The 13351-nt window shown below is 39.7% G+C and carries 13 protein-coding genes; 4 read left to right on the plus strand and 9 right to left on the minus strand.

Features of this window, described 5'->3' with window-relative positions; genetic code table 11:
• Positions 1-10 precede the first annotated feature (10 nt).
• Positions 11-835, plus strand: a complete 825-nt coding sequence (locus AACH28_RS06005; protein WP_341832520.1) for an AraC family transcriptional regulator — start codon at positions 11-13, stop codon at positions 833-835.
• A gap of 116 nt (positions 836-951) precedes the next feature.
• Positions 952-2214, plus strand: coding sequence for a serine hydrolase domain-containing protein (locus AACH28_RS06010; RefSeq protein WP_341832521.1), 1263 nt, complete (start codon positions 952-954; stop codon positions 2212-2214).
• 354 nt (positions 2215-2568) lie between these two features.
• Here AACH28_RS06010 and AACH28_RS06015 read toward each other — a convergent pair whose 3' ends face one another.
• Together AACH28_RS06015 and AACH28_RS06020 are read right to left on the minus strand one after the other, a co-directional pair.
• Positions 2569-3744 carry an IS4 family transposase gene (locus AACH28_RS06015; RefSeq protein WP_115046003.1) on the minus strand — a complete coding sequence of 392 codons (1176 nt, stop codon included), beginning with the start codon at positions 3742-3744 and terminating at the stop codon, positions 2569-2571.
• A gap of 351 nt (positions 3745-4095) precedes the next feature.
• Positions 4096-5271: an IS4 family transposase gene (locus tag AACH28_RS06020; RefSeq protein ID WP_341832474.1), complete on the minus strand. Its 1176-nt coding sequence runs from the start codon at positions 5269-5271 to the stop codon at positions 4096-4098.
• A gap of 176 nt (positions 5272-5447) precedes the next feature.
• Between AACH28_RS06020 and AACH28_RS06025 the strand changes: the two genes are divergently transcribed.
• Positions 5448-6536, plus strand: a complete 1089-nt coding sequence (locus AACH28_RS06025; protein WP_341832522.1) for a hypothetical protein — start codon at positions 5448-5450, stop codon at positions 6534-6536.
• 173 nt (positions 6537-6709) lie between these two features.
• Positions 6710-7768, plus strand: a complete 1059-nt coding sequence (locus tag AACH28_RS06030; RefSeq protein WP_070568666.1) for an alpha/beta hydrolase — start codon at positions 6710-6712, stop codon at positions 7766-7768.
• Positions 7769-7785: 17 nt separating this feature from the next.
• On the opposite strand, the gene AACH28_RS06035 is transcribed toward AACH28_RS06030, so the two are convergent.
• From AACH28_RS06035 to AACH28_RS06065, 7 genes are read right to left on the minus strand one after another with little or no spacing between them, the layout of a single operon-like run.
• A complete protein-coding gene (locus AACH28_RS06035) occupies positions 7786-8298 on the minus strand; it encodes a 4'-phosphopantetheinyl transferase superfamily protein (RefSeq protein WP_112374522.1) in 513 nt (170 codons plus the stop codon).
• Complete coding sequence (locus AACH28_RS06040; RefSeq protein WP_112374521.1) at positions 8295-8549, minus strand: acyl carrier protein; 255 nt, start codon at positions 8547-8549, stop codon at positions 8295-8297. The genes AACH28_RS06035 and AACH28_RS06040 overlap by 4 nt, the downstream gene beginning before the upstream one ends.
• A gap of 4 nt (positions 8550-8553) precedes the next feature.
• Entirely contained in the window at positions 8554-9825 is a 1272-nt protein-coding gene (locus AACH28_RS06045) for a beta-ketoacyl-[acyl-carrier-protein] synthase family protein (RefSeq protein WP_341832523.1), read from the minus strand.
• On the minus strand, positions 9822-10259 hold the full coding sequence (locus AACH28_RS06050) for a 3-hydroxyacyl-ACP dehydratase FabZ family protein (RefSeq protein ID WP_070568678.1): 438 nt from the start codon (positions 10257-10259) through the stop codon (positions 9822-9824). The genes AACH28_RS06045 and AACH28_RS06050 overlap by 4 nt, the downstream gene beginning before the upstream one ends.
• A gap of 17 nt (positions 10260-10276) precedes the next feature.
• Positions 10277-11365 (minus strand): 3-oxoacyl-[acyl-carrier-protein] synthase III C-terminal domain-containing protein, encoded by a 1089-nt coding sequence (locus AACH28_RS06055; RefSeq protein WP_341832524.1) that lies wholly within the window; start codon positions 11363-11365, stop codon positions 10277-10279.
• Positions 11326-12039 (minus strand): methyltransferase domain-containing protein, encoded by a 714-nt coding sequence (locus AACH28_RS06060; RefSeq protein ID WP_341832525.1) that lies wholly within the window; start codon positions 12037-12039, stop codon positions 11326-11328. Before AACH28_RS06060 ends, AACH28_RS06055 begins: the two co-directional genes overlap by 40 nt.
• Positions 12036-13163, minus strand: a complete 1128-nt coding sequence (locus tag AACH28_RS06065) for an NAD(P)/FAD-dependent oxidoreductase (protein WP_341832526.1) — start codon at positions 13161-13163, stop codon at positions 12036-12038. The genes AACH28_RS06060 and AACH28_RS06065 overlap by 4 nt, the downstream gene beginning before the upstream one ends.
• Positions 13164-13351: the final 188 nt, after the last annotated feature.

The raw sequence follows: 13351 nt of genomic DNA on the forward strand, positions 1-13351 counted from the left end.
TGAAGAATAAATGACGATAAAAATATATAGACCAAAGAGCTTACTTCTAAAAAAATATATTGAATGCTTCTATGTACTTGAGAAAACTCACGAAGAAAAAGCGACGGCATATTTTACGTTTCCGAGCATTTACACCATAGTGACGATAAGTGAGCAGACCAAAACTAAGGTAAGCCCAAATGAGGTCATTACGAAGCATTGTCCGTCCAATTCGATAGAAACAAACCTTGTATGCAATTTTAATGAACCTGTTTTAGTGAGTTATGAGGGAAAAATAAATGAAATTACCACTTACTTCAAACCTCTTGGGATAAATGCTTTTATACCCAATGATTTAAGCTATTATAACAGCGGAACATTTCCCGATTTTAATCCGCACTTGGATTATAAAAACGCGATGACATCTATCCTTTCCATTGATAAACAAGACGAGCGAATCAGGGCCTTAGAAGAGTATTGGATATCAAAATTTTGGCTATTTGAAAATGCATTGCTCGAAAACATAATCACCGAAATGCTAGATACAAGTAACCTCAATCAATCGATGTCAGAATTTTCGCTAAAAACAGGAAGATCGAGAACAACCATAAATAAGCAATTCGATCAACATATCTGTAAAACACCTTCCCAATTCAAAAAAATCATTAGATTTCGAGCTGCGATTCAAAGTCACCTCGAAGATGGCAACAAAATAGGTCTGTCTTATAACCTGGATTATTTCGATCAGTCCCACATGATCAGAGATTTTAAAAAATTAACAGGGTTTACACCAAAAATTTTCTTTTCCAAAATAGCTGATCTTGAACGGGACCAAATAAAATGGATTTTTATTTAGCAGGTTTACAAAAATACAATCACACTATTTTATTAAACAGTAACATTGCTCCATAATTATTTATACCATACGCTATGAAGCTTTTAATGTTACTTATGTTTTGTCCAATTTTTCTTGTGGCACAAGAAAAAACATCAGCCAAGCTTGCCACCTATATGCAGGCACAAGCCGATGTAAATAATTTTAGTGGAACAGTTCTTGTCACGAAAAACGGCGCGATTTTATTAAAAAAAGCCTACGGTTTAGCAGATTATGAATGGAAGATCAAAAATACGATCGATACGAAGTTTCAGTTGGCATCGGTCACAAAACAATTTACCGCGGCTGCTATTTTACAGCTCGTAGACAGCGGAAGATTATCGCTAAACGATAAACTCAGTAAGTTTTTCCCCGATTATCCAAAAGCCGATAGTATAAGTATCCACATGTTGCTGTCACACACCTCAGGACTTGCTATGGGTTTCAAAGAAATCGCATTAAGTAGTATAAGTAGCGATTCTGCTTATGCCGCCATCAAGAAAATTCCTTTCGAATGCTCACCGGGAACGAAAAGCGCCTATAGTAATATCGGTTATTATTTGTTAGCAAAGATTATTGAAAAGGTTTCAGGTGAGCATTACGCTTCTTTCTTAAAGAAAAACATATTTGATAAAGCTGGCATGAGTAACACCGGAGTCAGTAATAATGATTCCATCGTCACGAAAAAAGCAAAAGTATATTATCATAATGCAGAAGGTTTTATCCATAATCCCCATATCAACTGGGAGATCAACCTGGGCCACGATGGCATTTATTCAACCGTTGAAGATTTAGCCATTTGGGACAAAGCACTCTATGGAACAACGATTCTATCGGCAGCGATGAAAGAAAAAATGTTTACACCATATAGCGCTGAAAATTGGGGCTATGGATTTATCATCAATCCATTTTACAATCATGGACATTATTTGATTGCACATGATGGCGGATTCTTTGGTACAATGACTTCTTTTAATCGATTTACTGAGGACAAACTCTTTGTCACTGTCCTTTCCAACAACGGCTACCCCGCCCATATCATCGGGTATGGACTGTCTGCGATTGCGCTGGGTAAAGAAGTAGAGCTTCCCTATAAACATTATCCCACCAAAATAGATACGACGCTGTACGATAACTATGCAGGTGAATATGGGAAAATACATATATTAAAAATTACAGGCAAACTCTACTATAACGATGCGGATACTGAACTCATTCCCGAGTCTAAAACAAAATTTTTCAGGGCAGACGACAACGACAGAACAATCGAGTTTGTTAGAGACAAAACAGGAATTTACAATTCCCTTATTTTAACAAAAGGTGGCGTTAAGGAAGTTTTCCCAAGGACCAATAAAAATTAATGAACCCATATGCATGCTTTTAGCATCAAATGTGTAATCGACTCTTTGAAACCTTAAAGAAAAAAATTAAATTACGCCCTTATCAGTCCAGTGTTAAATAGTATACAAACTATCCTAAATTATAACATCGTGCAACAGACAGATCAAAATCCGGAGAAAGCTAAAAAGAGTCCTTTATTAAAGTCTTTTTTCGGATGCCTAGTGTTTATGGCAGCCTATCTCATCAGTTTTTTTATTTTTGATGCAGGCAACAATGTGAAGCTGAATTCACATCTGTCCTAAATAAATTTTAGGATTGGATTTCTGTGGTACAGGCATAGCTTTTTTCATCATTTCGATATTGACCCCTATTTTTCAATCTGCAAAAATCTTTAGCTGTCCCTTTTTTCCTTTTATAGGCGGCCTGAGAAAGGGATCATCTATCCATTGCCAGATGTTTATTTTCACGAAGATATTCATTCTGATGAATGCGACCAGATTGGACAGGTTCCAGTCATATTTGGCCTTTTTTTGTAAGTATTTTAACAGTAATATGCCAATGAGTGAAGTCCAGATCTGGATCATCACTGCATTTTCAGAAGTCCCTATGAATGTCGATACTTTTAAGCGCTGCTTTAGATGCTTGAAGAAGACTTCGATATGCCAGCGTTGTTTATAGATGTTTGCCACCAAAGAAGCCTTCCACTTCGTATTATTGGTCAAAAAGTGGTACTCATTGCCAGTGGTGCTGTCCCAAAAGTGGATCAGGCGTAACGGTGTGGAATTGTATTTATTGCGGGCAGCACCGGATAGCTCAATGAGCTCATCCTTAAGGATGCCCTTTTCCTTAAGGGCATCGCTCTGGTAGGACTTGATAACGTTGTACTTCATGTTCACTTTACTCCTGGTAACAAAATAACAACCCCTGCTGTCCAAATCCCCAAGCCAGCTGTAATCCACGTAGCCACGGTCCACTACCACCACGCTTCCCTTGGAAAAACTGTAACTACCGGCTCGCTGGCTCTCATGTACTTTTCCATCGGTAATCTGCATAAAAACAGGTAGGCAGCCATCATAATCCAAGACAGTGTGCAGCTTTACGGCACCTTTGGTGCTGCGAAACTTTGCCCAGTCAAATACAGATAGACATAAGGGGATGATGCTTGCATCCATCAGATATACTTTACGCTTTAGCTGACCAAGATCTTTGCGAAAATGGGTGTCCTTTTGCCAAAGCCTATCCAAAACAGAATAGTAAAGATCTTTGAAAAGTTCATGGGTACGGTGTGTGTTGATATAGGATATATTAGACTTACTTGGAGCTCTTACTACACCTAAGTGGTTCAGATTACCAGTGGTACTGCGCAGACCGTTACTAATATCACGGACCGAATCTGCCGAGGAAAAATGACAGAAAAGCATACTGACTAGATGCGTCCAGCTGTTGATCCCTTTCTGATGTTTGTCACTTTTGTGCTTTGAAACCAAATCTTTGAATAATTCGCGGTCGATAAGAGATAAAATCTGACTAAAAACATTTAAATTTATCATGGCGGTGTGTTATAATTTTGTGATTTAAATATAGCGATCTCGCTATATCAAAACACCGCCATTTTTTAAACGTTTAGGACGCAAGTGAATATTTACAGTCATAGTTTTTTTGTAGATACAACTATTTCTTCGCTATTAATAAAGCCGTTTTTGGCCCCATTATTTGTAGGTACATAGTTGTTTAGAAAAAATCAATTATAGATCTAATTATATAGGATAAATATGCGTATTAATATTTGAAAAATTGATAATATAGTTTCTAAATCACATCTGTCCTAAATAAATTTTAGGATTGGATTTCTGTGGTACAGGCATAGCTTTTTTCATCATTTCGATATTGACCCCTATTTTTCAATCTGCGAAGATCTTTAGCTGTCCCTTTTTTCCTTTTATAGGCGGCCTGAGAAAGGGATCATCTATCCATTGCCAGATGTTTATCTTCACGAAGATATTCATTCTGATGAATGCGACCAGATTGGACAGGTTCCAGTCATATTTGGCCTTTTTTTGTAAATATTTTAACAGTAATATGCCAATGAGTGAAGTCCAGATCTGGATCATCACTGCATTTTCAGAAGTCCCTATGAATGTCGATACTTTTAAGCGCTGCTTTAGATGCTTGAAGAAGACTTCGATATGCCAGCGTTGTTTATAGATGTTTGCCACCAAAGAAGCCTTCCACTTCGTATTATTGGTCAAAAAGTGGTACTCATTGCCAGTGGTGCTGTCCCAAAAGTGGATCAGGCGTAACGGTGTGGAATTGTATTTATTGCAGGCAGCACCGGATAGCTCAATGAGCTCATCCTTAAGGATCCCCTTTTCCATGAGTGCTTCACTCTGATAGGACTTGATAACCTTGTACTTCATATTAACTTTACTCCTGGTAACGAAATAACACCCCCTGCTGTCCAAATCCCCAAGCCAGCTGTAATCCACGTAGCCACGGTCCACTACCACCACGCTTCCCTTGGAAAAACTGTAACTACCGGCACGCTGGCTCTCATGTACTTTTCCATCGGTAATCTGCATAAAAACAGGTAGGCAGCCATCATAATCCAAGACAGTGTGCAGCTTTACGGCACCTTTGGTGCTGCGAAACTTTGCCCAGTCAAATACAGATAGACATAAGGGGATGATGCTTGCATCCATCAGATATACTTTACGCTTTAGCTGACCAAGATCTTTGCGAAAATGGGTGTCCTTTTGCCAAAGCCTATCCAAAACAGAATAGTAAAGATCTTTGAAAAGTTCATGGGTACGGTGTGTGTTGATATAGGATATATTAGACTTACTTGGAGCTCTTACTACACCTAAGTGGTTCAGATTACCAGTGGTACTGCGTAGACCGTTACTAATATCACGGACCGAATCTGCCGAGGAAAAATGACAGAAAAGCATACTGACTAGATGCGTCCAGCTGTTGATCCCTTTCTGGTGTTTATCACTTTTGTGCTTTGAAACCAAATCTTTGAATAATTCGCGGTCGATAAGAGATAAAATCTGACTAAAAACATTTAAATTTATCATGGCGGTGTGTTATAATTTTGCAATTTAAATATAGCAACTTTGCTATATCCAAACACCGCCACTTTTTAAACGTTTAGGACGCAAGTGAGCTGAATTATATTATTTTTTCGCCGCTTGCATTTATACTGAGCTGGGTATTTTGCTATTTCTATCTGCTGTTAAAAGATACCAGTACTTTGAAATATTATCTACTGGGATGTATGCTGATAGCAGGTACAATTATATATACAAATGGTATTTTTGATATCGATATTAGGATTCAAAACTTCTTTCACTCGTCGACACTCCCGAAAAAATACGGGCAATATCTCGATATCAATAACACCAAAAATAGATTTGGACGACATGAAATCATTCTTTTCAAGGCGAGTAGTAATCCTATTGATCAGTTTTTGACAAAGAACAACGAATTAATCATCCATAGTTTGAGCAAGGCTAAAAACGCTAACGATACAGAACCAACCATCCATATGTTTTATAAATTGGACAAAAACGGCAAGCAGATCGATCAATATTCTTACACACAGGATGAAGATAAGGATACAGAGATTCTTTTCGAGGGCTATCTGATCAACATAGGAAAACATTACTTTCGTACCTGGCCATTAGATGGTGATACCACAAAAAACAGCACTGAAATACGCAATGCCGATCTCAACTGGACTGCGGATCAACAACGCCAACAACTAGATGATATCGATCGTATAGCACAGTATTTTCTTTCTGAACGAATCTATGATTTCGAACACAGCAATTCGAAAAGCTACTCAAAAAAAACGTATTTCATGGACGGTAAATGGCATATATTCTGTGAAAATATATCGGATGATGGTAATTTAAATCTGCAAACTGTGTCTAGAGGGCGTACAGTAAATGACCTTTTCGGACACTGGGACAAGAATGAATGGGTCACGAATCATTCCCCCGCCAATATTCAATCGGTTTATTACCAAAAAATCAGGCGTATTCGCAATCGACAGGATGTGAACAGCGGAAAATATGAGCAAGGCGATCGTTGGCAAGGTTGCCTTTTCTCACACCTTGTTGTCGAAAACGACACCTTAAAATTTAAAGATCATTTATATCTTGATGAGGAGTGGCATTGGTCTCAGATTGAAATCAATGGTAAGAATATTGGAGCGCTGACTTTTGAGGATACGGAACAATTTCATAACTATGGTTACTACTCAAATGCGGCTTTAAATTACAAGCTTTTCACCAGTCGACGCAATAGGCTTTATTTGATTAAAAGAATAGATCCTTAGCTTCATCCAGATAAATTAGGAAAAATAATAAGCAGACGAAATGCGGACTTGCTTTTTGCTATCCAAAATAATGACTATATTACATGAAATGAATTTTTGTAGAAATACATCCAATTTGATAGCCATTGGATCCTAGTGAAAATAAAATTCTGATATAGAAGGAAATAAAGCATATGAACAAAAGATATTTTTTCTACTTCATCCTCATTATCACCTTGTTCGCCTCGTGTGGTCTTATTCATAACCTTCCTGATTCGGCATCTCCCAATACTGGTGTAGATCCCAATTTATGGTATTCATTTGTGGATCAGAATGGAAATTTCTACCCCGATAATTGGAAGAAAAGTTATGGCATCCCCTCGAATAAAGCTGCTAGAGACCCTTATTCACTGATGAAGATTGCCACCGACAGAGGCGACCGCGAACAGTTACTTGCTTTTGAACGCGGTAACATGCTGCGTCTGTCAAAACGCATTGCACCAAAAAAACGTGTGTTCATTTTAGTTCATGGCTTTAATGCCGATGAAGAATCCGTTGTAAAACAATATAAATATATTGCCGATCATATCGTTACAAATCCCAAAACCGACGAAATTATTCGCTTTTATTGGGATGGTTTACGATCAACCTCTCCGTTTCGATCTGCAAAAAACTGGTTTTCCGCAGCCTCCTTTAGCCAGATGGCCGGTGAATTTGGATTGAGACGTATACTGAATAATATGGCCGATAAAGATGTCTTCATTATCTCTCACAGTCGTGGAGCATCTGTGGTGATGAGTGCTATTTCGAATCCGGAATACAACAGTTCTTTTTCCGCTCAGGCCAAAGACATTCATAAGGTCGATATCGAGCGGGCAAAACCTTTATTGGAAAACAAAAACAGGATTACCTGTATTATGTTGGCGCCAGCCATAGGGCTTTCCGAATTTCAGTATACCGATACAACAACTAACACCAAAAAATTTGTGGAACTGAGCTCCCAGGTTAAGAAAATACATATCACCATAAATGGTACGGATAAGATGTTGAAGAAGTTTTTTGGATTCTTATCGAATAAACTTAATCCAACAGATCTGGGATATAAAGAGGAAAGTTTTAACGCACTTAAGAAAAATTATACCATCTTTTCGATGACTGATTTCACAGGAATGTCAAGCCATGACTTTAGTCGTTATATCCGAGATCCCAAATTCAAACAGATGCTTCGGGAGGAATCCATCCAAGTACAATAAGATGGTCGCTCGTCTAATTAAGTCAATAGGCTATGAATCGAAACTATTCGCTCAAAACGGCCATGGTTACTTACGGAAACAGGCAAGCGCCTCTTCCCATCCCTCAGAACGAGGCTTGGAACTCCGAGAGAATCTTTAATAATTCCATCTCTTTTGATTTCAACAATATCGTCCAAATGAACTAATTCGCCAGCTGCTACGCTATGTATAAAATCAGGGGAAACGATGGTCTTCGTATAATACCTTTTTCCTTCGCAGATGACTTCTCCCCTCGCCTTGCAAGCAGTTCGTTCAATAACTGAACACCGCAATTTTAAAGGAATGTACTTTCTGATTCCTGTCTGTCTATTCCATATTTTATAGGCAGCCTCTTTCATACTCCATAAGAGCCAAACAACAATTTCGGGGTCTGGACTGTTCACAATCAACAGTTGTTCCTGCTCATTAAATAGTTTTGAAAGAAAACCTCTACGTCTCCAATTACTCTCTTTTCTGGACTGAACCAGATCGATAATGTCATTACCAATCATTTTTCTTGTAACTTGCTTTCGATTATTTCGACTGCGGCTCCTATATTAAGCATACGCTCCATATCAGAATTTTCAATAACGATCCCAAATTGATCTTCGATATCCAGTACAATATCGACCAAATTGGCTGAATTAATTTGTAGATCACGCATAAAATCAGTCTCTTCAGTAAGCTTTCCGAAAGCTTCTTCGTTTGTTGTGTAGGGTGCTATAATTGGTTTTAAAGCACCGATCAATTCTTCTCTCTTCATAAATTTAGTTATCAAATTTTTTAAATATTAAACAGGCATTTACATCTCCAAACCCGAAACTTGCCTTGGCTATAATTTGGGGTTTGACATCAATTTGATGTATTGATACTCTTGATGGATCTATCAGTGCTGCGATCTCGGGATGTAAATCAGTACAATTACTGTTTCCGAATAAAAATCCATGAAATAACTGCAAAACTGTGGCCACGCATTCTATGCTACCTGCCGCGCTGAGACAATGCCCAGTCATTCCTTTTAGCGAATTTATCCATGGAAAATCTTTCCCTTTACGCCCAAGTGCCTCGGTCCAGTTTTCTATTTCAAAAGCATCTTTGGCTGTTGCCGTTAGATGACCGTTTATAGCATCGACATCCCATTTGGAGACGCCCGAATTGTTTAGGGCCTCTTGAATGCAACGGCGTACAGCATCAGCGTTTGGAGCTGTCATACTGCCTGTTCCCCGTTGTCCTCCAGAGTTTACTTGGCCGCCCAATAACTCGCCATATATAACGGCATTGCGTGCTAAGGCACTTTCCAAATCTTCCAGTAATAGGGCTCCAGCCCCACTACCCGGGACGAACCCTGCGGCTGTTGCACTCATTGGGCGCGACCCTTCCGCAGGGCGGTCATTATATTGCGAACTACAGACACGTAGTGCATCAAAACCGCCCCAAATATAAGGCCCATTATCTCCAGTACTGCCTGCCAGCATGCGTTTTGCTCTTCCGGACCGAATCCGGTCATATGCCATTAGAATTGCTTCAGTCCCAGTAGCACAGGCCGAGGAATTGGTGGTCACCTGATTTCCGAGGCCTAGTTTCCCGCCTAAATATGCACTGACACCACTGTTCATTGTTTGCGCCACAACTGTACTACCTAGTCTGCGGGTTTGTAGCTCATCAATTTTATAAATACTCTCGCGAAACTTATCAATACCTGATGTACCTGAACCAAAGACTGTTCCGCTATCCCAATCGGGGGCCGAATTTACGGCAATAGGAAGACCTGCATTTGTCCAGGCCTCCATTCCAGCAATGACTCCGTACAAGATGCCTGTACTATTAAAACCTCTAAGCTCAAGTTCAGTGAAATATTGCCTTTTAAGATCATCTGATATTTGCGGCATTCCAGCAATCTGGCAGGAAAACTGTAGTTTTTCCAGCTGTTCATCATGTCTAATACCCGAAACGCCATCTTTGATGGCCTGAGTAAAGGCAGGCACCCCCACTCCATTGGGCGCAACGACTCCTAGTCCAGTAATCACAACTCTCTTCATAACTCCTCCGTCATCATGCCTGCCAATATCCCTTTACAAACTTCCTGTCCGGCTTCATTCTTCATCGTAACGGCACACTTTAGTTTGCCAAACCTAAAATATATTTTTTTTGAAAACACGGTGACTTTCTCCTTTGGATATACTGGTTTTAAAAACTGTATTTCAGTAGAAGTCAACGCAATAGACGAGCCTTGCATTAAGTCTTTATTGAGCAGAAAGATTCCCAAACAGGCCAGACCTATTTGAGCCATCGTTTCGATCAGAATAACTCCCGGGGTAATCGCTCTATCATAAAAATGGCCGCGATAAAAGTCCAGATCTTCATCAAAAGTATAGGTACCTGCAACACCTTCGTCATCGACATGAATCAACTCATCGACAAATAAAAATGGGGCCCTGTAGGGCAATTTCGCTAGTATAGCATTCAATTCCATGGTTCAAAATGAGTAAGTTACCACTGTAATAAAACCCGCTGTGCTGAAAATCCCGGACCGAAACTCAGCATCAACCCCAATTCACCGGCTTGAGGCTTACGTTTCATAATACGTTCAAGGACGTAGAGTACCGTGGCGCTCGACATATTACCATAGTCCGCTAGTATAGCCTTAGTATCTTCAATATCTTTATCAAATTCAGCAAAAATCTCCTCGATTGTGGCTACGATCTTTTTCCCGCCCGGATGAAAAATCATGTAATTAATATCTTTAATTTCCAGCTGGTTCTTTTTCAGGAATGGATGTATAACTGCATCAAAATGGGACGCAATCACATTGGGCACATCCACATCCAGTATCATCTGCATACCAGTGTTGGTCAATTTAAACCCCATAATGTCCTCCGCATCATAAAAATGATACATCTCCTGATCAAGAATTACAGGTCCGCAATCTTCCTCACAGGATGAAAGCAGACAGCAAGCTGCACCATCGCCGAAAATGGCGGCACTGACCATATTCGACATCGAGAAATTTTCCAGCTGAAAAGTCGCTGTTGGCGCTTCGACGGCAATAACCGCAGCACGTTTACCTGGGTTTGCCTGAAGAAAATTTTTAGCATAAATAATACCTGAAACACCGGCAACGCAACCCATTTCGGTAACTGGTAACCGCACAATATCCTGTCGGAGTTTCATCCTATTAATAAGATACGCGTCTAGAGAGGGGATCATAATTCCAGTGCAACTGACTGTAATGATATAATCCAGAGACTGGGGATCCCAGCCCGTTTGTTCAAGGGCCTGACGAAGTGCTTGCTCCCCTAGGGCTATCGCCTCCCGGCAATACACATTGTTTTTTTCTTCAAAAGATGTCGCCGTGAAGACTTCGATCGGATCCATAATCGCATAGCGCCTGTCCACGGCGGCACCTTCGAAAAGTTTCTTGATTTTCTTAATAAAACGAGGTTCCTGTCCATGAAGCCAAATATCCAATAGCGGAAGAATATCAACGGTAGTACAAGAGTATTTAGGGAGTTGCTTGGCAACATTTATTATTTTAACATTCATATATTGAAAATTATCCACTGGTAACGAAAGGCCCATTTCCATTGGATGGTGTAATGTTCTAACCGTAATCCCTTTGCGAATTGTACAAGCTCAATCTTTTTAAACCCGCGCAGTATGGAAACAAGTCCATCCACTTTTGTCATTCTATTTAACCTAAAAACAACAGCAATAGTTTGAAAAAGCCGGTAAGCCATTTTACTCCTTTGTAAATCGTTTATGACGACCCCCAATTTTGATACGTTGACCAGGCTATCTAGCAGACGAAAAATCGCTTCATCGTCGAAATGATGTAAAGTAAGCGTACACAGAACAATGTCATACTTGACATCTTCAAAATTCGCTTCAAAGATATCTGCACACAAATAGGATATATTGGTATAATCTTTCGACAGATCCCTTGCACAATTTATTGTATACGGATTAGCATCAATCCCGAGCAATGAAAGCTTAATATGATGTCTATTGCCATAATCGCTTAACATGCGAAGCATGTCCCCATTACCACAACCGATATCCACAATGGTTATTGTTTCATTCTTGTAGCCGGTTGAAAGCAATGTTTTCACACCATTCAACGTAATGCTATTTCCGCCTAGATAACGATTAATCTTTGCAATTCGATCCAGCGTGACGCGAAGTTCGTCGCCCTCCAGCCGAAAATCGTCCATGATCTCATTCTGCGATGTTCTATATCTTGTGTCTATCCTCATTTTATTGAGCTTGCATTTCCATGAGTTTGTTTTATAATCCAACTTAAGATTTTTGGAAAAAATATCGTAGCCTTCATTAGAACCGCGGTACCTATTTTATAACGCAGTACACCCGACAGAAGTCGTCCGAATAAGAGCCGTCTTTTAAAGGTTCGATTCCATTGATTCATATAGGACTGTTCCAATTGCTGGCGCGAATCGATATGACCATGGTAATAGTCCACAATAAGCTCGGAAGCCATTTTTGCACTATGTATCGCCATCGCCATCCCATTTCCACAGAATGGATGAATAAGACCGGCCGTATCACCAATCATAAGCATATGGTTTTCTACCGCTGATTTCTGATCAAATGAAAATTGACTTATTGCAAGCGGCTTGTCAAAAAGTAGTCTACTCTTTTCAAAAAAACACTGAAGATGCCTATTTTTAGACAACACATACTTTTGATAATCACCTATATTTTTATACCTCTTGAACGTTTTTACATCGGCCAGATAACATAAATTTATCTGGTCATCTTCGACCTTAGAAATACCACAATAACCGCCTTCAAAATGATGCAAGGCAATAAGGTCATTCGGAAAATCGCCCGAATAGTGTGCTTTAACAGCCATCCACGGAGAGGTTTTTGTTATAAAATCGCGGGATAAGAGCTGATCCACATTGCTGCGTTTTCCATATGCGCCCAGTACAATTTTTGATCTTAATACCTGATCTTGAAATGAAACAGCAAATGTATCATTGCTAAAGGATACGCCTGTGACGGTCGCAATAACAATTGTACAACCCGCCCCTTTTGCTCGCTGATATAACAGATCATCCAACGCGTAACGACTGATGCCAATTCCACCCAAGGGTAACCTGACCCTATTCATCTGCCCACCTTCTGTCGAGAACTCAAGCTCCCGAATATGTGTTGGACAGAGCGATTCGACATCCACTTGTAGCCAATGCAGATAGGGCAAGACTTCGTTCGAAACATATTCGCCACAAACCTTATGACGAGGAAAATCATGTTTTTCGATTAACGTCACGTTGAATCCTTGTTTAGACAGATGCAATGCACTTGTAAGTCCAGCCAAGCCGCCACCTATAATAATCACATCAGGGTGTATTACCATATATCCAAGTTTGTTCTATATGAGTTTCATCTACAAAAAATCAACGTTACAAATCATGCTTCGGTCCCCTACATTGGTTGCCCCCGCTATTCAACAGACGATTCTTAATAAATCTGTTCGCGACCTAGGATTTTCCTGCACAGGACAATATCATCCATCCGCTTTTATAAAAAGTCTCTCTGATAACA

Source organism: Sphingobacterium thalpophilum (assembly GCF_038396785.1).
Classification (GTDB): domain Bacteria; phylum Bacteroidota; class Bacteroidia; order Sphingobacteriales; family Sphingobacteriaceae; genus Sphingobacterium; species Sphingobacterium thalpophilum_A.

Bases quoted from the DNA above. Each gene is read 5' to 3' on its own strand.
- AACH28_RS06045 (WP_341832523.1), bottom strand. From the start codon at position 9,825: ATGAAGAGAGTTGTGATTACTGGACTAGGAGTCGTTGCGCCCAATGGA.
- AACH28_RS06035 (WP_112374522.1), bottom strand. From the start codon at position 8,298: ATGATTGGTAATGACATTATCGATCTGGTTCAGTCCAGAAAAGAGAGT.
- AACH28_RS06060 (WP_341832525.1), bottom strand. From the start codon at position 12,039: ATGAGGATAGACACAAGATATAGAACATCGCAGAATGAGATCATGGAC.
- AACH28_RS06015 (WP_115046003.1), bottom strand. From the start codon at position 3,744: ATGATAAATTTAAATGTTTTTAGTCAGATTTTATCTCTTATCGACCGC.
- AACH28_RS06065 (WP_341832526.1), bottom strand. From the start codon at position 13,163: ATGGTAATACACCCTGATGTGATTATTATAGGTGGCGGCTTGGCTGGA.
- AACH28_RS06020 (WP_341832474.1), bottom strand. From the start codon at position 5,271: ATGATAAATTTAAATGTTTTTAGTCAGATTTTATCTCTTATCGACCGC.
- AACH28_RS06005 (WP_341832520.1), top strand. From the start codon at position 11: ATGACGATAAAAATATATAGACCAAAGAGCTTACTTCTAAAAAAATAT.
- AACH28_RS06030 (WP_070568666.1), top strand. From the start codon at position 6,710: ATGAACAAAAGATATTTTTTCTACTTCATCCTCATTATCACCTTGTTC.
- AACH28_RS06040 (WP_112374521.1), bottom strand. From the start codon at position 8,549: ATGAAGAGAGAAGAATTGATCGGTGCTTTAAAACCAATTATAGCACCC.
- AACH28_RS06055 (WP_341832524.1), bottom strand. From the start codon at position 11,365: ATGGGCCTTTCGTTACCAGTGGATAATTTTCAATATATGAATGTTAAA.
- AACH28_RS06050 (WP_070568678.1), bottom strand. From the start codon at position 10,259: ATGGAATTGAATGCTATACTAGCGAAATTGCCCTACAGGGCCCCATTT.